This is a genomic window from Mesorhizobium denitrificans, assembly GCF_003403035.1.
Taxonomy (GTDB): Bacteria; Pseudomonadota; Alphaproteobacteria; order Rhizobiales; family Rhizobiaceae; genus Mesorhizobium_G; species Mesorhizobium_G denitrificans.
On the sequence record NZ_QURN01000004.1, the window covers coordinates 354,397 to 374,547 of the forward strand.

Here is a 20,151-nt window from a genome sequence, read left to right on the forward strand (position 1 = left end):
ACAATGTCCAATGTGAACAAAACTTCGAACAAGACGCGGCGCGCGGAAGTGGCTGGCGGCGGCTTTGCGGGCCTGACGGCAGCTATCGCCCTGAGGCAGAAGGGGTGGGATGTCAGGCTTCATGAAAAGAGCCCGGAACTTCGTGCATTCGGTGCCGGCATATATCTTTGGCACAATGGTTTGCGCGTGCTCGAAGGGTTGGGCGCTTTGGACGCTGTCCTTGAAGGGTCGCACACACCACCTGCCTACGAAACCTGGATGCACAACAAGTCGGTATCCAAGGAAACCTTCAACGGTCTTCCATGGCGCATTATGACGCGCAGTCATCTGCATGATGCGCTGGTCAACCGTGCCAAGGCGCTCGGCGTGGAGTTGCGCGTCAACTCGGAGGCTGTAGCGGCCGACCCGAACGGCCTCCTGACCCTTCAGACGGGTGAAGTCCTCGAGGCCGACCTGATCGTCGGCGCCGATGGCGTTGGCTCCAAGGTCCGCGATTCGATCGGGTTCGTCCAGGACCGCTGGGTTTCGACAGACGGCATCATCCGGTTGATCGTCCCGCGCAAGAAAAAGGAACTCGGGCATGGCGAATGGGACAACACCATCGACATGTGGAACTTCTGGCCGCGCGTGCAGCGCATACTTTATTCGCCCTGCAACGAGAACGAACTCTATCTGGGATTGATGGCGCCCGCTGCCGATCCGCGCGGGTCGCGCGTGCCGATCGACCTCGAGGTCTGGGTTGAGATGTTCCCGTTCCTGGAGCCCTGCCTCGTCGAGGCCGCCAAGCTTGAAACCGCGCGCTACGATAAATACGCGACGACCAAGCTGGATAGCTGGACGCGCGGCAAGGTCGCCCTCGTGGGAGATGCTGCCAATGCAATGTGCCCGGCGCTCGCGCAGGGTGCAGGTTGCGCAATGGTCAATGCATTCAGCCTGTCGCAGGACCTTGAAGCCGGTTCTACGGTCGAAGATTCGCTCATCGCCTGGGAGAAGCGCATTCGACCGATCACCGATCGTTGTCAGGCGCTGTCAGGCGAATACGCCGCGAACCGCTCGTTATCGAAAGGAAACATGTTTACTCCGGCAGCGCTTGAAGCCGCCCGTTACGATCCGCTGCGCGGTGTCTTTTCATGGCCGCAGTAGCGCCGGGCAAACCAGCAAATAAATGAACTTGCGCGCAAGGTGCGCGCTTCTCAGGGGATGAGAATGGACTATTCGGCAGAAGTTGAAAAACACTACGAAGTTCGAGGTTGGTATTCCGCAGTCCACGAGATCCGGCACGACGGCGGGGACGCTGGTGGTAGTCTGATCAAGGTCGCGGCGGGCGTTATTATACGCAACCCCTATGCCGGCAAGTTCGACGGCGATCTGTCGAAGTTAATAAAGCCCAGTGCGGCCATTGGTCATGCGCTCGGAGAGCGGGCCGCAGCTTTGCTGGGGAACCGGCCAGTTGCGAGCTACGGCAAAGGCGGCATTGCCGGCACGGCTGGAGAGCAGGAGCATGTGGTTGCCTGCATTACCACCGCGTTCGGCAATCCGCTTCGCGAACAGGTTGGCGGCGGTAAGGCCTGGATATCGTCGGTGAGTAAGGTAGCCGCTGCCGGTACCGCCATCGATATTCCGCTCGCTCATAAGGACGAGCTCTACATTCGCTCTCATTACGACGCAGTTACATTTTCCGTGCCGGACGGTCCGCGCCCGGATGAGCTTCTGATCTGCGTTGCTGTAGCGTCGGGTTCTCGCGTGCATGAGCGCGTCGGAGGCAAATCCGTGAATGACCTCAAGGCAACCGTCTAGGTCGATGGTACTCATGAAAGGACAGTCCTAATGCCCCTTAATATCAAGGATCTGAAGATCACTTCCTCGGATTTCAAGCCGCTGGGGAAACTGCGCGACGAACATGCTGGCGACAAGGGCAATGTGCTGCCGAAGCTGACCGTCAGCGGTGTACCGGCAGGCACAAAGGAACTGGCGGTCATTTGTCATGATCCGGATGCGCCGTTGGCCAACGGCTTCACCCATTGGACGGTCTACGGCATTGATCCGGCTACCACCGATCTATCGAATGCTCAGGAAAAGTTTCGCGTAGGGCCAAACGGTGTTGGCGACAAGCAATATTACGGCCCCCAGCCGCCCGCCGGCCATGGCGAACATCACTATTACTTCTGGGTTTATGCATTGGACACCAATGTCGAAGGAACGCCTACCAGAGAAGAGTTCCTCCAGAAGTATGCCGGGAACATCATCGAACAAAATCGGATCGTCGGCATTTACGAAAACAAGTGAGTTCTACGACGTCGGTGATCGATAAAAATCAAATCCGATTGCCGATGTTAAGTACCGGGAGAATTTAAAGTGACGGATAAAAAGGCAGCGAAAGACAGGATCTTCGAGGAACTCGTTCTAGGTACGAAGATCCTTATAAATGAGGGAGTGCTGGACACTTTCGGCCATATCAGCGCCCGTGATCCTGAAGATCCCGGTAGCTTCTATCTGGCCAAGAAGATGGCGCCAAGCCTGATAACGACAGGTGACATCCAGCGCTACAATCTCGACGGTGAGACGACGGATAATCGCCCCTCATATCTGGAGCGCTTCATTCATAGCGAAATCTACAAAGCGCGTCCCGATGTTCAGTGTGTTCTCCACAGCCACTCTCCCGCCGTTCTGCCTTATTGCTGCGTTGACCAGCCGCTTCGTCCGGTCATCCATATGGGAGCTTTTCTGGGCGACGCTGTTCCTGTCTATGAAATACGCGACAAGCACGGCGACAGCACAGATCTTTTCGGCAACGCAGAAGGTGTGTGCGCAGACATCGCCCAAACCCTCGGGAACTACCCAGTTGTTCTCATGGCGCGTCATGGTGTCGTCAATGTCGGCAATTCCATCCGCGAGGTGGTGTACCGGGCGATCTATCTCGAGCTGAATGCATCCGTGCAAACGGCGAGCCTGCAAGTCGGCAAGATCAAATATCTGACACCGGGCGAAATCGAAATGGCAGGGAAGCTGGTTGGCGCCCAGATTGACCGCGGATGGGATCACTGGTCCCAGCGCCTGAAGTGGGCAGGCATGGCCTAAGCGTTTGACGCGACGATAACGAAAGCAGCGAACCTTACAATGACGCACGCACAAAGCTACGACTACGTCATCGTTGGGGCCGGATCGGCCGGATGCGTGCTGGCCAACCGGCTGAGCGCCGATCCGAAATGTTCGGTGCTGTTGCTGGAGGCAGGTGGCTGGGACAAGGATCCCATGATCCATATCCCGCTCGGATGGGGAAAAATCCTGACCGAGCGGCGTCATGACTGGATGTACTTCTGCGAACCTGAAGACAATGTTGGTGGTCGCAAGGTCGAGTGCGCGCGCGGCAAGGTCATCGGCGGATCATCCTCGACCAACGCCATGGCCTATGTGCGTGGAAATCGCGGCGACTATGACCGATGGGCCGCCAGTGGGCTCAGCGATTGGTCCTACGAGAAGGTTTTGCCATACTTCCGCAAGCAGGAGCATTGGGAAGGCGGCGCAAGCCACTATCGGGGCGGTTCAGGCCCCCTCAGCACCCAGTTCTGCCGATACAAAGACGCGCTGATCGATGCTTTCGCGCAAGCAAGTGAGCAGGCAGGCTACGCGCAGACGGACGACTATAATGCCGAACACCAAGAAGGCTTCGGTCGCCTACAGATGACCATTTCAAATGGTCGGCGCAGTTCGACGGCATCCGCTTATTTGCGGCCCGCCTTGAAGCGTCCCAATCTCACCGTACTGACACAAGCGACCGCAACGAGAATCGTGCTGGATGGAACGCGCGCAACCGGCGTCGAGATCAACCATCGCGATAGCACCCAGACCATCAGCGCCAATAGGGAAGTGCTTCTTGCGGGCGGTGTCATCAATACGCCGCAACTCATGATGCTTTCGGGAATAGGGGCTCATGACGAACTTGCAGCGCATGGGATCGAGACGAAGGTCACGCTGCCTTCGGTTGGCAAGAATCTGCAAGACCATGTCTCCGTCATTCTCATGTACAAGCGCAAGACGCCGGGTCCGTTCCTGCGAATGATGCGAGCGGACCGCATCGGCCTGGACTTCGCCAAAACCTATCTCACCGGCAAGGGTTTTTCCGGCGATGTTCCGGGCGGGGTCGTTGCCTTCCTGAAGAGCGGGCCCGATAGACCGTTGCCAGATGTGCAACTGCTGTTCACTGCAGCTCCCCTCGCCGCATGGCCGTATTTCGAGCCGTTCAAGGCACCGTTTCCCGACGGGTTCGCAACTCGCATCGTGGCGACACAACCGGAGAGCCGTGGCGCAGTGAAACTGGCCTCGGCGGATCCGTTGGCCGCGCCGCTTATTCACCAGAATTTCCTGGCCTCGCCCAAGGATTGGGAGTCTCTTCGCGCCGGCTTCCGGGTTGCAAGAAATCTTGCGGCCCAGCCGCAAATGCAGCCCTTCATCGAGGCGGAATTTTTCCCTGGGCCCAAATGCCAGGCAAACGATGAGATCGACGAGCATATCCGTCGCACCTCGATCACGGTCCATCACCCGGTAGGCACGTGCCGCATGGGAGCCGATGACGCTTCGGTTGTCGACCCGGTGTTGCGAGTTCGTGGGGTCAGCGGCCTGAGAGTAGTCGACGCATCTGTCATGCCTGATCTCGTCTGCGGCAATATCAATGCTGCCGTGATCATGATCGCCGAGAAAGCCGCCGACCTTATCGCAACGTCAAAAGGGAGCACGGCGGCATGACGATCAAGCGCATAGCCATCATTGGTATGGGCACGATGGGCCCGGGCATGGCGGCACGCCTTGCAAGGGGCGGCATGATTGTCACTGCGTACGACGTTGTTCCGGCGGCGATCGAGCGCGCTCACACCATGCTGAGCGCAGCCGAGTTGGTGCTCGACAATCTAGGCACTGTGGCACCAGCCGGGGCTGAGGCTGTTCGCTTTACTGATGATATTGCAGATGCAATCTCCGGAGCCGATCTGATTATTGAGAACGTTCCTGAGAACATCTCAATCAAGGCTGAAGTCTATCGCACGATCGACGGAATGATTGCGCCGGATACGATCGTTGCGTCCGATACCTCGGGCATACCGATCACCAAGTTGCAGGCGCATATTTCCCATCCCGAGCGGATGGTGGGTATGCATTGGTCGAACCCGCCGCATATCGTCCCGATGATTGAAGTGATCGCAGGCGAGAAGACCGCGCCCCAAACAGTGGCAACGATCCGCGAATTGATCCTCTCGATCGGCTTGCTGCCGGTTGTGGTGAAAAAGGATGTTCCGGGCTTCGTTGAAAACCGTGTTCTTTATGCATTGCTGCGCGAGGCGGTCGACCTTGTCGAGCGTGGTGTTATCGACCCTGAAGATCTCGATACATGCGTGTCGTGGGGGATCGGGTACAAGATTGCCGTCATTGGACCGATGGCGCTGCTCGATATGGCGGGCCTCGATATTTACAAGTCCGTCTCGTCTTTTCTCAATGCGGACCTCTCCAACCGCGACGATGTCGCGCCGATGGTCCTGGAAAAAACGAACGCATCCAAGTTCGGCATCAAGTCGGGTGAAGGCATGTTCTCCTACACACCCGAGCAGACCAAGGCGCTGCAAGGCGAACGGGCGCGCAAGCTCGTTGCCGTGCGGCGCATCCTTGAAGGGCGGGATTAGCAATGTCGCACCTCGCCCACGCAAACGCCCGCAAGCAAACCGCAGTTCAAACCGACGAGTTGATCACGGCGAACGGCGTTTCGGTCGTTTTGGGCAATCAACTGATTTTGCAAAATATCGATCTCTCCATACCGCAGGGGTCTTTCGTCTCGCTTATTGGCCCATCCGGATGCGGAAAGAGTACCTTGCTCAAGGTGCTGGCCGGACTTGTGACGCCGACCAGCGGCAGTGTTTCTATCGCCGGGCTTTCGGCAACAGAGGCGGCGCGCAGGCGCATGATCGGGCTGGTATTCCAGGACGCAAACCTGCTGCCTTGGAAGAACGCCGTCGATAACGCATCGATGCTGCTCAGCATCGCCAACAGGTCGCTTTCGCGCGCTGAGTTGCAGGCGCGCGGTCAGGAGATGCTGGAACTGGTGGGATTGGGTGACGCTTCCAACAAGTACCCGCATGAACTGTCAGGCGGAATGCGTCAGCGCGTAGCCATCGCGCGAGCCTTGGCGCTTGATCCGGCTGTGCTGCTGATGGACGAGCCATTCGGCGCACTCGACGCTATTACGCGCGATTCAATGGGGCAGTCGCTGCTGGAGATATGGCAGCGCACCGGCAAGACAATTGTGCTCGTCACCCACTCCATCGATGAGGCCGTTCATCTCTCTAACCACGTCCATGTGCTTGGGATCAGGCCCGGACGGATTACCGAGAGCATGGACATTGACTTGCCTTATCCGCGCGATCTTTCGGTGGCGGAGGATCCCGAATTTGTGAAGCAAGCGGTCCACCTGCGCATGCTGCTCCGTGCGAGCCACCAACCCGGAGGCGCATCATGACCGATCAGCCTGTTACATATTCCGCCGATTCGCGGCTGGCATCGATCTGGAGTGCAGCGGCAGCCAGTTGGCTCCCACCGATCACGCTCATTCTGGCGATAGTCGTTGCGTGGGAAGCTGCGGTGCGGATCTTTTCGATTTCCTCCTTCATCATTCCGGCTCCCACGGAGGTTGCGAAATCGCTGGTCGCGCAGTGGGACACGCTCATGCAGGCGACGCTCGTGACGGCTGGCGAAATCCTGTTCGGGTTTGTGGTTTCAGTCGTCGTCGGTATTGCTATTGCGTTGATCATCGTGCGCTTCGACTGGCTGGGCCGTGCGCTCTATCCATTGGTGGTGCTTTTTCAGAACGTTCCGAAGGTGGCGCTGGCACCGATCTTTATCCTTTGGTTCGGTTACGGGCTGGCCCCGAAGATCGGACTGATCCTCGTGATCGCCTTCTTTCCGGTAACGTTGTCGATGCTGGCGGGCATGAAGTCGGTGGACCACTCGCTGCTGTTACTGATGAACTCGGTTGGTGCCAGTCGCACGCAGATCCTGTTCAGAATTCTTGTTCCACACTCACTGCCGAGCCTGATGGCGGGAACCAAGATCGCAGCGACGCTCAGCGTTATCGGCGCTATCGTCGGCGAATTCGCGGGCGCTTCGGACGGGCTCGGATACATCATCCAATTCGCTTCCACCCAGTTGGATACCGCGCTCGTTTTTGCTGCGCTGCTGCTCGTGTCGGTGCTGGGCGTTGCCTTCTATTACGCCGCCGAAATTCTTGAGCGCATCGTGGTGCCGTGGAGGCCGAAGTTCAACGACGCGTAGTTGCCATATCGAGAGACATTAGAAAGGATCGAACATGCTGAGACGCTCGCTTATAAAAGCAATTACTTTAGCAGCCCTCGTCGGCACCGCTGGCCTAACTGGCGCGGCATCGGCCGCAGACAAGGTCAATGTGCAACTCGATTGGGTCGTGCGCGGCAATCACGCAATGTTCTTCGTCGGCAAGGAGAAAGGGTTCTTTTCAGAAAACGGCATAGACGTCGGCGAGATTCGCAAGGGTTCCGGCTCTCCCGACGCCATGCGGCTGGTGGGAAATGAGAACGCCGATTTCGGCTTTGGAGATCTGCCCACACTTGCAGTCGCCCGGTCGCAGAATGTCCCCGTTGTGGCATTGGCCGCGGTCAACCAGCACTCGCCACTGGCCATTATCTCGCTCGCCAAGACGAAAAAGCTCACCAGCCCGGCAGACCTGAAGGGGCTCACGATCGGCATTCACCCCGCGGGTTCAACCTACATTTTCTTCAGGGGGTTTTTGGCGGCAAATGGCCTCTCCGAGAAGGACATGACCTTGAACAGCGTGTCTCCGCCCTATGAGAGCTATCTGCTCCTCGGTCGCGTTCAAACAGTTGTCGGCTATATCGATGCGGAGGTTCCCGAACTGGAGGCGAAGGCCGGTGGTCCGGGCTCGCTCAGCATCATGATGGGCGCCGACCATGGCTGGAAAGCCTACGGCTCCGGGTTGTTCACTTCACAGGCGATGATCGAAAAAAAGCCCGACGTCGTTGCCCGCTTCGTAAAGGCGTACAGGCAGGCGTTCGACTATGTTGTGGCGCATCCTGAGGAAGCCGCCGAGATTACGGCCAAGGCCGTTCCCGGTTATGCCGAAAAGAAGGATGTGCTGCTGGCGCAGATCAACGCGGACATCGCATCGACCTTCACCAGCCCAGACACCAAGGAGCACGGTCTTGGCTGGATGACGAAAAAGCAGTGGGAAGAAACGCTGAAGACACTCACCGATCAGGGTGTCCTCAAGGCGCAACTTTCAGCTGATGATGTTTTCACTGACACCTTCCTGGCAAACAAATAGGAGACGAGTGGTGTCGGCACGGGGCAAGTTGATCAGCGTCTATAGGCAGGCCAGCCCGGCTTGCCCCATGTTGCACGAAACGGTGCGCTCGCCTTTGGCCGCGTCGGTTGGATCGAGCGTTATCTGTACGCGTGTGGCGTACGCGCGGCCGGCAAGGCCGCACCACAGCCGTTCGATGGGCAGGTTCTCGCGCTTGTCGTTGAGGATGGTGAATGTGCCGGTCTTCGGGTCGAACCAAAGCTCGCGCTGCTCACTCTTGCCCGATCCAACGCTTGTTATCTCGGACGAATACCAATGGGCGAAATCTGCATTGCAGGACAATTCCTCATTGCTTGCGTTCGAAATCGTCAGCGCCACCGGGCTCAGACCATCAGTGCCTTTGCGGACGATTACATGGTGCAACTCAACCGCACTGGCGAAGGATGTAAATGCCAGCAATGCCGGCAGAACATAAGGAGCTTTCACTTTGCCTGAACCCCATGGGTAATTTTCTCAGGTAATATATCTCGCGTATGCGCAATAAAAACAAGAATATTTGTTGGAACATCAAAGAAAGAGGGTAGCATGATTAAGATTCTTAGGAACTTAGCAAGCGCAACTATACTGAGTGGTGTCTTGTTGGGCGGCGTTCACGCTGCCGAAGTTAAGTCTATAGCCATTCTAACACCTGAAGAAGGCACCGATTACGGCTGGAATCAGCAAGGCATCGACGCTGCAAAGGCAGCCGCCAAAGCCGCAGGCGTTGAAGTTGTCGTCGCCCAGGGGTTGGGTTACGGCGATGTGCGTCCAACGTTGCGGGAACTCGCTTCTGATGGCGCAAGCCTGCTGATCGCTCACGCAAGCGGTTACAACACTGCGGCACCTGAAATCGCCCACGAATTGAAAGTTCCGGTCGCGATTGTGGATACGCCCGCCGGATTGGAAAAGGGCCTTGTTGCTGACTACACGTTGAGCGGCCACGAAGGCGCATATCTTGCAGGCCGTCTCGCGGCCAAGATGTCCCGGTCCAAGTCCGTCGGCATCGTTGTGTCGGGTGAGCCTCCATCATGGAACTCGCAGTCGGCTGCTTTCGCGCAAGGCGTTAAGGCAGGAAACCCGGACGTCAAGATCACCTACGCGGTGATCGGGCCCGCCGCCTACAGCGATGCCGCAGGTGGCAAGCGTGTTACTGAAAGCGTGATTGCGTCAGGTGCCGACATCATCTTCGGTCAGGGCAATGGTTCGAGCTTCGGAATGTTGCAGGCCGTTGAAACGACCAAGGCGGCTGATGGCGGCAAGGTCTATTTCATCGATGTCATCGGCGACAAATCGCCGATCGACAAAGGCTTCCTGCTGTCGTCTGTCGTTTGGAACATCGAGCCGGTCTATGCGGCGATGATTGCCGACCTTAGGGCCGACACGTTTGGCACCAAGCACTACTCGATTGGCCTCAAGGATGATTCCGTGCAGCTGCTCAAGACCGCAGCCATCCCGGATGATGTCTGGGCCGAGATGCAGACCGTGCGCGAGGACATCATCTCCGGCAAGATCAAGGTTGAGCCGATCTTTGACGCCGCTGCGGTCCGGGCGCTTATGACCAGCGTTGCCCAATAGGCTCGCTGAAGATCAACTATCAGAGGGGCGATTGTGTCGCCCCTCTGGACTATTCCCTGTTTCCAGTGATGGCCTTGATGAGCGGTTCTGCATCCTCCCCCGTTGACAAGCGCGACATCGTCACACTTGAGAGTGTGACCAAGCGCTTCCCCGGCATTGTAGCCAACGACGATATCGATCTGTCGATTCGTCCAGGTGAGGTGCATGTTCTCCTGGGCGAGAACGGCGCTGGAAAATCCACACTGATCGGTATGCTCTCCGGCCTGCAGCAGCCGGATGAGGGGCGCATACTCGTCGACGGCAAGCCGACACAGATCACTTCGCCGCGCAATGCGCTGGCGCTTGGCATAGGCACGGTATTCCAGCACATGATGCTGGTGCCAACATTGACCGTAGCGGAAAACCTTTTGCTTGGCGGTCCGTGGTGGCAAACGCCGAAAACCGAAGAACTGGCGGCTCGCGTCGCCGAAATCACGTCCAGCCTTGGCATCACCTTGAAACTGAGCGCCAAGGTGTCCGAGCTTTCGCTTGGCGAGCAACAGCAAGTCGAAATATTGCGTGCCATGTTGAGGAACAGCCGCTTGCTGATCCTCGATGAATCGACCTCGATGCTGACACCAAAAGGCATTGACGAACTGGGCGCATTGATGCGGCGTCTCGTCGGGCAGGGGCTCGCAGTTGTTTTCATTACTCACAAGCTGAAGGAGGCGGTCGCCTTTGGCGATCGCATATCGGTACTGAAGCTTGGCAAGAAGGTTGGAGAAATCCCGCCAGAGCGACTCCGCTCGCTGGGCGAGCAGGAAATCATCGCAGAAATCGTGGAGTTGATGTTTGGCACGCAGGGAGCAGACCCAGAGGCTGCCACGCATCCCGATCACACCGCCTCGTTTGCTGGAGCGGCTCCGCTACTGCAGGTGAAGGATCTTGCCGTTGCGCAGACCGAAAACGCACCCGGCCTGTCGTCTATCTCTTTCGACATTCGTCCCGGCGAGATTCTCGGAATCGCGGGTATCGATGGCAACGGCCAGAAGCAACTGGCGGAAGCCTTGGCTGGTCAGCGCGCCGTCGCGGGCGGCTCCATATGGGTAGATCGCACCGCCATCGAGACATTAAGCGTCGGGGCGCGCCGGGAAATCGGCCTTCGCTATCTGACCGACGACCGGTTAGGTGAAGGCACCGTCGGCACCTTTCCGGTTTCGATAAACTTCTTTCTCAAGCAGGTCGGCGCCGCGCCTTTCTGGCGCAATGGCGTCGAGCAGCGCGGCGAAATCGATGCGCGCGCCGCGCAGCTTGCGCGCGAATACGATGTGCGAACACCCAGCCTCAAGACACCGGTGGGACGGCTCTCCGGAGGTAATATCCAGAAGGTGCTGTTGGCGCGAGAATTGGCCGAGGGTGCCAAGGTGGTGATCTTCAACAAGCCAACCTACGGGCTTGATCTTGCCAACACACTGGCGTCGCGCCAGCGCATCCGCGATACGGCGGCGCGTGGCTTGGCCGTGTTGCTCATATCTACCGATCTGGAGGAACTGCTTAGCATGTGCGACCGTATCGCGGTGATTGCCGATGGTGCGCTTGTCGGAACCGTAGATAACGTCGACGACGCACGCACCAAGGTCGGGCGCTTGATGATCGGATTAGCCGCATGAGCATCGACACAGCGCCAACTGTCAGCGCGACCGCGCTCGATGCAACCAGCGGGGCGGCAACGCGCCGCGCGATTTTGCATCGATTGCTGATGACGCTCGGCCCAATTCTGATCGCCCTGATCATCGCGGGTTGCATTTTGCTCGCCGTTGGCGTCGATCCGCTAGCCTATTATGGCTACGTGTTGGAGAAAGGCCTTTTCTCGCCGCTGGGAATCCAGCAAACGCTCTCGCGAATGGCTCCGCTGTTGTTCCTTGCCGCGGGCCTTATCGTGGCCTTTCGCGCAGGCATGTGGAATTTGGGCGGCGATGGGCAGTTTCTTCTCGGTGCTGTAGCTGCTGCCGCCAGCGCGCCGGTTCTAATTCAATTTATGCCGGGCTGGCTCGCGTTATTTTGCGCGTTCATCATTGCCACGATTGTTGCGATGATCTGGTCGCTCGTTCCCGCGCTGCTGCGGGCTTATCAGGGCGTCAATGAGATCGTCACGACTTTGATGATGACGTTTCTGGGCACTTCGCTTGCCAATGTTCTGGTCAAGCTGGTTTTTCGTGATCCCGGCACGACTGTGCCGCAGACCCGCACATTGCCCGTAGAAGACCGTTTGCCGCGTCTCTTCGACACAACGATCACCAGCGGTCTGGTTCTTGGCTTGATCACAATCATCATTGTGCATCTGGTGATGACACGCACTGCATTCGGGCTGAAATTACGGATTGTCGGTGCCAATCCGCGCGCGGCGGTGCATGCCGGATTGAACGTCTCTGCCCTGACGATAGCGGTCTTCGCGATTTCCGCGGGGCTCGCAGGGCTCGCAGGTGCGGTGGACATAATCGGCGTGCAGGGCAATGTGCGGGCCGACTGGAACCCTGCCTATGGGCTTGCGGTCATTCCAGCCGTTTTTCTCGCCCGCATGAACGGCTTTGCTGCAATCGGCTTTGTGTTCCTGCTTTCAGTGTTGTCAATCGGAGGCGAAAGCGCAGCGCGCCGCCTCGGCGTTCCAAATCATTTTACGCTGGTGCTGATTTCAATCGTGCTGATCGTGCTCGCCCTCGCTGAATATGTTGACCATCGCTACAACCAATCGAGAAAGGCCTGAGACATGAGCGGGCTATTTAGCGACGTCTTTCTCAGCGCCCTGTTGTTTGGGGCCATTACGGCAGCCATCCCGCTGCTGCTTGCCGGTCTCGGCGAGCAGATGTCGGAAAAGGCTGGTGTGCTGAATATAGGCATTGAAGGCATGATGCTGGCGGGTGCCTATCTCGGTTTCGTTGGCGCGTTCTATTCGGGGTCGCTTTGGCTGGGTTTCCTCACTGGGATCGCGGGTGGTGTCGCGGTGGCGCTCATCATGGCGCTGCTCTGTGTACGCATCGGGCTGAACCAGATTGTCATTGGCATAGCCCTGACGCTCGGGGTGGAGGGTTTGACAGCATTGCTGCACCATTTCCAGTTCTCGCGCAGTTATCCCCGTCTGCCGGCGGCTGATGCCACCGTTATTCCATTGCTCTCCAATATCCCGGTTATCGGACCTGCATTCTTCAAGCATCACATGATTGTCTATCTGGCGGTCGCGCTGGTGTTCGTGATGAGCTACATTTATCGGCGTACTCAGCTCGGCCTCAATTTGCAGGCCGCCGGTGACAAACCCGCCGCACTCGACGTTGCCGGCATAGACGTCATGAAAACGCGCACCATCGCGGTGCTGACGACGGGCGCTCTCGCCGGGCTCGGCGGTGCCTATCTCGCCAATGTAGGCGCTGGGCTGTTTATTCCATTCATCACCAACGGAGCGGGCTTCCTTGGCATCGTTCTGGCCATGCTTGCGCGCGGTCGTCCGGTGTGGGTGCTGGTTGGCGCGCTCGTCTTCGGCGTCTGCCTGTCGCTTACGACCGCGATGCAGGTGGCGGGCATCAACATGCCAACAGATATCATACAAATGCTGCCGTTCCTGGCAGTTATGGCGATGCTTGTGCTGTTCGGTCGGCGAGCCAGCCTGCCCGCCGCACTAGGCATACCTTACGAACGCGGGGCCCGCTGACAGCAACACATGCGCGGACGCAAACCGCGCAACAACAGGAGGTAATTATGTCGGATACCAAGGTTTACCTGCTCGACGGCGGCTCGCTCGTCCTCGACGGCTATCATGTATTCTGGAATCGCGGCCCCGGCGGCGAAGTGCGTTTTCCGGTCTATTCGATCCTGATCGAGCATAATGAAGGCCGGTTCCTGATTGATACGGGCTATGACTTCGACCATGTCATGAAGGTGCTTCCGTTCGAGAAGCCGATCCAGGAAAAGCACCAGACCATTCCAGGTGCGCTCGCATTGCTTGGGCTCGAACCCAAAGACATCGACGTCGTCGTCAACTCGCATTTCCATTTCGATCATTGCGGCGGCAACAAATACTTCCCGCACGCGAAGAAGATATGCCATCGCTCTGAGGTGCCGCAGGCCTGCAATCCGCAGCCTTTTGAACATCTCGGCTATTCGGACCTCAGCTTCTCTGCAGAGGCCGCCGAAGCGCGTGGCGCTACTGCGCAATTGCTTGAAGGCACGACACGCGCAAACTCGACCTTCGAAGGTATCGAAGGCGACATCGAACTCGCCAAGGGCGTCAAGCTGATCTCGACGCCGGGCCATTCGATTGGCCATTACAGCCTGCTGGTGGAGTTTCCCAAGCGCAAGCCGATCATGTTCACAATCGATGCGGCCTATACGCAGAAGAGCCTTGAAACACTGTGTCAGGCAGCCTTCCACATCGACCCGGTGGCGGGAGTGAACTCAATGCGTAAGGTGAAAAAGCTCGCCGAGGATCACGGTGCGGAGCTGATGTATTCGCACGATATGGACAACTTCAAAACCTACAAGACCGGCACGCAGTTCTACGGTTGATGGCGGCCAATCTGGAGATTTGATCATGCGTTATTCCGAGCACGCCAATCCAGTCATTACGCTGACTGCCGGGCCCGTCAATTGCTACCCGGAAGTGCTGCGCGGCCTTGGCCGCACAGTGCTCTATGATTACGATCCGGCGTTCCAACTCTTTTACGAGAATGTCGTTGGCAAGGCGCAGAAGGCGATGCGCCTTTCAAGCAAGCCGGTCATCCTGCACGGCGAACCCGTTCTTGGCCTTGAGGCTGCCGCCGCCTCGCTAATCACGCCTGACGACGTTGTGCTCAATCTCGTCTCCGGCGTCTATGGCAAGGGCTTCGGCTATTGGGCAAAGCGTTACTCGCCTCACCTGCTGGAGATCGAAGTGCCATACAATGAGGCGATCGATCCGCAGGCCGTCGCCGATATGCTCAAGGCCCATCCGGAAATCACCATCGTGTCGGTTTGTCATCACGACACGCCCTCGGGCACCATCAATCCGATCGACGAGATCGGCGCGCTCGTTTCGGCACATGGCGGCTATTTGATCGTAGATGCGGTTTCATCCTTTGCCGGCATGAAGACGCATCCCGATGACTGCAAAGCAGACATCTATGTTACCGGCCCAGGCAAATGCCTGGGTGCGCCGCCAGCGCTGACAATTCTCGGCGTCAGCGAGCGCGCTTGGGCCAAGATGAAGGCCAACAAAGCGGCACCTCGCGCGTCGATGTTGAGCATTGTCGATTGGGAAAATGCATGGTCGCGAGATCAACCATTCCCGTTTACCCCCGCAGTTGCGGAGATCAACGGGCTCGATGCCGCGCTCGACCTATACCTGAACGAAGGACCGGAGGCGGTGTGGGCGCGCCACGCGCTGACGGCAAAGGCCATGCGTGCCGGAGTTGTAGCCATGGGCCTCTCTATTTGGGCAGCCAGCGACAAGATTGCATCGCCAACAACGACCTCTGTTCGCACGCCGGAAGGTGTCGATGAAAAGACAATTCGAGAGGCAGCGCGCTCCCGCTACGGCGTGGTGTTCTCCTCTGGCCGCAGCGAAACGCTGGGGAAGCTGACACGCATAGGTCACATGGGGCCAACGGCGCAGCCCATCTACGCAATAGCAGCGCTGACTGCGTTTGGTGGTGCTCTGAATGCGGCCGGCCAAAAGCTTGCAGTTGGCAAGGGAGTAGAAGCGGCGATGGCAGTCATCGACGCCGACGCCTGAACGAACATCATCGGACTACGGAGAAACATTATGAGTGAACGACTCGCGGGAAAGACGGCCTTGGTCACAGGTGCCGCTCAGGGCATTGGCAAAGCAATTGCGGCGCGGCTGGCAGCCGACGGCGCTACCGTCATCGCAAGCGATGTTAACGTTGACGGCATCAAGGCTGCTGCCGCTTCTATTGGTGGAAAAACGAAAGCGATTGCTGCAGACATTTCCGACCCTGCAGCGGTCAAGGCGCTGTTCGCTGAGATACAGAAACTGACTGGCGGCGTGGACATCTTGGTCAACAATGCCGGTATTGTTCCTTTCATCGCATGGGACGAAGTCGACCTCGATCATTGGCGCAAGATTATCGACGTCAATCTTACCGGCACTTTCATCGTTACGCGCGCAGCGACCGATCAGATGCGTGCGAACAAGAAGGCCGGGCGGGTGATCAGTATCGCTTCCAATACGTTCTTCGCTGGAACGCCGAATATGGCGGCCTACGTTGCCTCGAAGGGCGGTGTGATCGGCTTTACGCGCGCGTTGGCCACGGAACTCGGCAAGTACAACATTACGGTGAATGCGGTAACGCCCGGCCTGATCGAGAGCGATGGCGTCAAGGACAGCCCCCACAATGAGGCGTTCGGCTTTGTCGAGATGCTTCAGGCAGTCAAGGGCAAGGGACAGCCCGAACATATTGCTGATGCGGTGGCATTTCTCGCAAGCGAAGACGCGCGTTGGATCACCGGCCAGACGCTGAATGTCGACGCGGGCATGGTCAGGCACTAGCCACTATAAGAAGCGGAATGTCAGGCTCTGGAAGGACCACTAGCAGAGCCTGACATTCCTCAATATTAAACCGTAACTGTTGGCATTACATCTGCGAGTATGTCGGCTTTCCGTCTTCGCCCTTCTTCCACTCGTAGATTACGTAGTCTGGGCGTGTGATGTCGCCCTTTGCATCGTAGCCGATAGGACCGATGGCCGTTGCCCATGGCCCGCCAGATTTGATCGTTTCTGCAACTTTCTGAGCATCGTCGGCCGAACCGGTCTTGGCGATGGCTGCGGCAACAATCTGAAGCGCCGCATACGAGTAGAGAGTGTAGGCTTCGGGTTCGAATCCCTTGGCGCGGAACTTCTCGACCAACTCCTTCGCATCCGCATTTTTGCGCGGATCGGGCGCGAAGGTGTTGAGCGTGCCGATAACGGAATCGCCGGCGATTGAGGCCAGTTCGTTGGAGACCATGCCGTCGCCCGAGAACAACGTTGCCTTCAGGCCCTGATCGGCTGACTGCCGCATGATAAGCCCCGCCTCGGTGTGCAGTCCGCCGAAATAGATCAGCGTCACACCGGCTTCCTTCATCTTGGCGATCATCGCCGAGAAGTCCTTATCGCCGATGTTGATGCCTTCCATCATCACTTCCTTGACGCCCTTTTCGTTCAGCACCTTCTTCGCAACGTCGACCAGTCCCTGTCCGTAAGGCGTCTTGTCGTGGATGATGGCGATCTTGGCATCCTTGAAATGGCTGGCGATGTAGTCGGCTGCAACTTGACCCTGCTGGTCGTCGCGCCCGCAGGTGCGGAAGGTGTTCCAGAGTCCGCGCTCGGTGTAGACGGGATTGGTTGAAGCAGGTGTGATTTCCAGCACGCCATTGTCGGCGTAGACCTCGGATGCAGGGATCGACACACCGGAATTGAAGTGCCCTACTACGTACTTGATACCGTCAGCCACGAATTTGTTTGCAACCGAGATTCCCTGCTTCGGGTCGGAAACGTCGTCGCCGACCTGAACCTTGATCTTCTCACCGAGAATGCCTCCGGCGGCGTTGATATCTTCCGCCGCCTGTTCGACGCCCTTCTGAATCTGTGCGCCGAAAGCGGCGTTAGGACCGGTGACTGGACCGGCGACACCGATGGTTATGTCTGCCCAGGCAGACCCACCGAACGAGAATACCGCGCCCATCAGCGCTGCGCTAAAGAGTGTCCGTTTCATGCATGCTCTCCCATTTTACACGGGCGCTGATAAAAGCCTTCATGCGCTGCCCGCGCCTGCGCAGAAGGCCGTTGGAATCCTGCTCTGCTAGCGCGCTCCCCGGTCGAACGTCGCTTCCGTCACGCCCCTCTGCTTGAGGGTGCTTTTGGCGATCTTTTCCGTGGGCGTTCGCGGCAAAAGCGCATCGACGATCTCGACATAGCGCGGCACCATGTGGCGCGGCGCGTTGGCGGCGTAGTGCTCTATCAGCTGTGCCGGTGTGAACTGCGAACCGGCGCGCCGCATCGCGACGACCATGATGTCTTCTTCGGTGAATTCCGAAGCGACACCGAAGGCGGCGCACTCGACGATGTCCGGATGACGCTCTGCAATGCTCTCGACCTCGTAGGCCGAGATATTCTCGCCTCGCCGGCGTATTGCCTCATTGAGCCTGTGCTTGAAGTAAAGCCACCCATCTTCGTCGAAGCAGCCCGCGTCGCCGGAGTGATACCAGAGGTTCCGCAAGGTTTGGACAGTCCTGGCTTCGGCGTTGAAATAGCCGGAAAACATGCTCCAGTTCTTGCGTGGCCGCGAAACGATCTCTCCGACGCTGCCGGGCGGCAGCGGCTGGTCGTATTCGTCGACCACGGCGACCTCCCAATCTGGATGTGGACGCCCGCAAGAGCCGTCACGCCCATTGTCCGCCGTGTCGAGCGTGACGAAGCTCGTTTCGGTCTGACCATATCCCGTAACCAGTTTCAGCCCGAACCGGCGCTCGAAAGATGACTGGTCCGGAACCATCGGGATGCATTGGCAAACGCGTATTGAATTCCTCTCGTCGACCTCCGCAGCCTGCGCACGAGAGAGGATGACGCCCATCGCGCCAAGCATGTTGGTCGCTGTGGCACCGCTTCCGCGAACCTGTTCCCAGAATCGCGAGGCGCTGAATTGATCGACGAGCGTCGCCCTGGTGCCATAGATCAGCGGCAGGTACACACCGAACATCTGCGCATCGGTATGAAACAGCGGCAGTGCGGAAAAATAGCTGTCGTCGCACGTATATCCGAGATTCAGCGCCATCGCCGCCGCCCACGCGTAGCAGTGGTGGTGCGACATCAACGCGCCCTTGGCCGGCCCGGTCGTCCCGGACGTGTAGAGGATCGCCATTGGGTCCGTGTAGTGCAAATCGACTGCGTCGAAATCAGATTGCGATGTAAGGCAGTCCTCATACCGGCAGATGCGAGCGATGCGGATGCCGGCCGCGCGTGCGTCATCAGGGTCGGCACCCACGAGGATAAGCGTTCTGATCGCCGGGATTTGAGCTTGAATGCTGGCGATTTCGGGCAGTGAAGCAGCATCCGCGACGAGCGTTTCCGCGCCCGAATTTGTCAAGTTGTGGCGGAGAAGATCTCCTTTCAGGCCTGGGTTGTTCGGAGTCTCGATCGCACCCAGCCTGGAGATTGCAAACCATAGCGCGACGAATTCGAAGCAGTTCGGCAGCAAAAGTGCGACACGGTCGCCCTTGCTCACCCCGAGGCGCTGCAGGCCATGCGCAAGCTCGCCTGAAATGGCGAACATTTCCTCAAAGCTCGCCGTGCGGCCGCAGATGTCAATAAACGCTGTGCTGCCCAACCGCTCGGCCTGATGCTGCAGGATTTTTGGCAGCACACGGAGTTCGATTTCCCGATCCGAATGGCCGGGAATGATATGCGGCGTGTGGATCTGGTGAATTGTCATGGTCATGATCTGAAGGCTTTTGCCCGGGCTTGGGCTTCGGGGGAGAGAAAGCCGCTGATGGTCGCTTCGGTTTCGCGTGCGATCGCGGTATCGAGCGAAGAGTGGAAGCCCTCATTGATGGCGTGCTTGATTTTCGCAACGGCGCCCAGTGGGCGTGTGCCAATCAGCACTGCGAGGTGCCTTGCCTCATCCAGCAGTTCGCCGTCGGGTACGATCTTCCATGCTATCCCGAGATCAAGAGCGCGCTGCGCATCTTGCTTTTCGCCCAGTATCATAAGTTCCTTGGCGACCTGCGGACCAACCTGTTTCGTAAGCAGGGCGGTTACGCCGCCAGTAACGAACAGCCCATAACCGACTTCAGGGAAAAACCAGCGGGTGTTTTCGGCAAAGAGGCTGAAGTCGCAATTTATGACCCATTCCAGTGCTCCGCCTACGCACCAGCCATGAACAGCAGCGATTACGATCTTCTTCGAGCGCATTATGAGCAGCGTTATGTTCTGGATGGCGTTGACCCAATCGCGAGTCTGCGCCTCTGAAGCCGTCTGCGCGTCGAGATCTTTCAGGTCGTCGCCGGAGCAGAATGCGCGGCCCTCGCCGTGCAGTACGATCGTGTGAACGGAATCGTCGTTTTCTGCCTTCTCCAGAGCTGCGGCGAGTTGGTCGACAAGTTGCCGGTTCATCGCATTTAGCCGCTCGGGGCGGTTGAGCGTTATCCAGCCAACAGTGCCATCGAAATTGAGAATTATGGCGTCGGACAAGGCATCC

The 20,151-nt window shown here is 58.1% G+C and carries 20 protein-coding genes; 16 read left to right on the top strand and 4 right to left on the bottom strand.

Annotated elements, in window-relative coordinates; all coding sequences use genetic code 11:
- The first annotated feature begins 3 nt into the window (after positions 1 to 3).
- From DY251_RS06740 to DY251_RS06780, 9 genes are all read left to right on the top strand, one after another.
- Positions 4 to 1,143, top strand: coding sequence for an FAD-dependent oxidoreductase (locus tag DY251_RS06740; RefSeq protein ID WP_116623087.1), 1,140 nt, complete (start codon positions 4 to 6; stop codon positions 1,141 to 1,143).
- Positions 1,144 to 1,206: 63 nt separating this feature from the next.
- Positions 1,207 to 1,797, top strand: coding sequence for an amino acid synthesis family protein (locus DY251_RS06745; RefSeq protein WP_116623088.1), 591 nt, complete (start codon positions 1,207 to 1,209; stop codon positions 1,795 to 1,797).
- 30 nt (positions 1,798 to 1,827) lie between these two features.
- Positions 1,828 to 2,286, top strand: coding sequence for a YbhB/YbcL family Raf kinase inhibitor-like protein (locus DY251_RS06750; protein ID WP_116623089.1), 459 nt, complete (start codon positions 1,828 to 1,830; stop codon positions 2,284 to 2,286).
- Positions 2,287 to 2,355: 69 nt separating this feature from the next.
- Positions 2,356 to 3,078: a class II aldolase/adducin family protein gene (locus tag DY251_RS06755; RefSeq protein ID WP_116623090.1), complete on the top strand. Its 723-nt coding sequence runs from the start codon at positions 2,356 to 2,358 to the stop codon at positions 3,076 to 3,078.
- A gap of 39 nt (positions 3,079 to 3,117) precedes the next feature.
- A complete protein-coding gene (locus DY251_RS06760) occupies positions 3,118 to 4,743 on the top strand; it encodes a GMC family oxidoreductase (protein ID WP_116623091.1) in 1,626 nt (541 codons plus the stop codon).
- Positions 4,740 to 5,669, top strand: a complete 930-nt coding sequence (gene fhmpcd1, locus DY251_RS06765; protein WP_116623092.1) for a 5-formyl-3-hydroxy-2-methylpyridine 4-carboxylate 5-dehydrogenase — start codon at positions 4,740 to 4,742, stop codon at positions 5,667 to 5,669. Before DY251_RS06760 ends, fhmpcd1 begins: the two co-directional genes overlap by 4 nt.
- A gap of 2 nt (positions 5,670 to 5,671) precedes the next feature.
- Positions 5,672 to 6,499 carry an ABC transporter ATP-binding protein gene (locus DY251_RS06770; RefSeq protein ID WP_116623093.1) on the top strand — a complete coding sequence of 276 codons (828 nt, stop codon included), beginning with the start codon at positions 5,672 to 5,674 and terminating at the stop codon, positions 6,497 to 6,499.
- Positions 6,496 to 7,311 (top strand): ABC transporter permease, encoded by an 816-nt coding sequence (locus DY251_RS06775; protein ID WP_116623094.1) that lies wholly within the window; start codon positions 6,496 to 6,498, stop codon positions 7,309 to 7,311. Before DY251_RS06770 ends, DY251_RS06775 begins: the two co-directional genes overlap by 4 nt.
- 34 nt (positions 7,312 to 7,345) lie before the next feature.
- On the top strand, positions 7,346 to 8,356 hold the full coding sequence (locus DY251_RS06780) for an ABC transporter substrate-binding protein (RefSeq protein ID WP_116623095.1): 1,011 nt from the start codon (positions 7,346 to 7,348) through the stop codon (positions 8,354 to 8,356).
- 39 nt (positions 8,357 to 8,395) lie between these two features.
- Here DY251_RS06780 and DY251_RS06785 read toward each other — a convergent pair whose 3' ends face one another.
- Complete coding sequence (locus DY251_RS06785; protein WP_116623096.1) at positions 8,396 to 8,821, bottom strand: hypothetical protein; 426 nt, start codon at positions 8,819 to 8,821, stop codon at positions 8,396 to 8,398.
- A gap of 150 nt (positions 8,822 to 8,971) precedes the next feature.
- Here DY251_RS06785 and DY251_RS06790 point away from each other — a divergent pair, with 150 nt between their 5' ends.
- The 7 genes from DY251_RS06790 (at position 8,972) to pldH (ending at position 16,466) form a co-directional block, all read left to right on the top strand.
- A complete protein-coding gene (locus tag DY251_RS06790; RefSeq protein ID WP_245415876.1) occupies positions 8,972 to 9,949 on the top strand; it encodes a putative B6 ABC transporter substrate-binding protein in 978 nt (325 codons plus the stop codon).
- A 77-nt stretch (positions 9,950 to 10,026) separates the two neighbouring features.
- Positions 10,027 to 11,598 carry a putative B6 ABC transporter ATP-binding protein gene (locus DY251_RS06795; RefSeq protein WP_116623151.1) on the top strand — a complete coding sequence of 524 codons (1,572 nt, stop codon included), beginning with the start codon at positions 10,027 to 10,029 and terminating at the stop codon, positions 11,596 to 11,598.
- Positions 11,595 to 12,692 carry a putative B6 ABC transporter permease subunit 2 gene (locus DY251_RS06800; RefSeq protein WP_116623098.1) on the top strand — a complete coding sequence of 366 codons (1,098 nt, stop codon included), beginning with the start codon at positions 11,595 to 11,597 and terminating at the stop codon, positions 12,690 to 12,692. The genes DY251_RS06795 and DY251_RS06800 overlap by 4 nt, the downstream gene beginning before the upstream one ends.
- A 3-nt stretch (positions 12,693 to 12,695) precedes the next feature.
- A complete protein-coding gene (locus tag DY251_RS06805; protein WP_116623099.1) occupies positions 12,696 to 13,631 on the top strand; it encodes a putative B6 ABC transporter permease subunit 1 in 936 nt (311 codons plus the stop codon).
- A gap of 47 nt (positions 13,632 to 13,678) precedes the next feature.
- Complete coding sequence (pldA, locus tag DY251_RS06810; RefSeq protein ID WP_116623100.1) at positions 13,679 to 14,485, top strand: 4-pyridoxolactonase; 807 nt, start codon at positions 13,679 to 13,681, stop codon at positions 14,483 to 14,485.
- Between the two features lie 25 nt (positions 14,486 to 14,510).
- Complete coding sequence (ppaT, locus tag DY251_RS06815; RefSeq protein WP_116623101.1) at positions 14,511 to 15,689, top strand: pyridoxamine--pyruvate transaminase; 1,179 nt, start codon at positions 14,511 to 14,513, stop codon at positions 15,687 to 15,689.
- 30 nt (positions 15,690 to 15,719) lie between these two features.
- Positions 15,720 to 16,466 (top strand): pyridoxal 4-dehydrogenase, SDR-type, encoded by a 747-nt coding sequence (gene pldH / locus DY251_RS06820; protein WP_116623102.1) that lies wholly within the window; start codon positions 15,720 to 15,722, stop codon positions 16,464 to 16,466.
- An 85-nt stretch (positions 16,467 to 16,551) separates the two neighbouring features.
- On the opposite strand, the gene DY251_RS06825 is transcribed toward pldH, so the two are convergent.
- From DY251_RS06825 to DY251_RS06835, 3 genes are all read right to left on the bottom strand, one after another.
- A complete protein-coding gene (locus tag DY251_RS06825) occupies positions 16,552 to 17,670 on the bottom strand; it encodes a branched-chain amino acid ABC transporter substrate-binding protein (RefSeq protein WP_116623103.1) in 1,119 nt (372 codons plus the stop codon).
- A gap of 87 nt (positions 17,671 to 17,757) precedes the next feature.
- Positions 17,758 to 19,392, bottom strand: coding sequence for an AMP-binding protein (locus tag DY251_RS06830; protein WP_245415877.1), 1,635 nt, complete (start codon positions 19,390 to 19,392; stop codon positions 17,758 to 17,760).
- Positions 19,389 to 20,144, bottom strand: a complete 756-nt coding sequence (locus DY251_RS06835; protein WP_116623104.1) for an enoyl-CoA hydratase/isomerase family protein — start codon at positions 20,142 to 20,144, stop codon at positions 19,389 to 19,391. The genes DY251_RS06830 and DY251_RS06835 overlap by 4 nt, the downstream gene beginning before the upstream one ends.
- Positions 20,145 to 20,151: the final 7 nt, after the last annotated feature.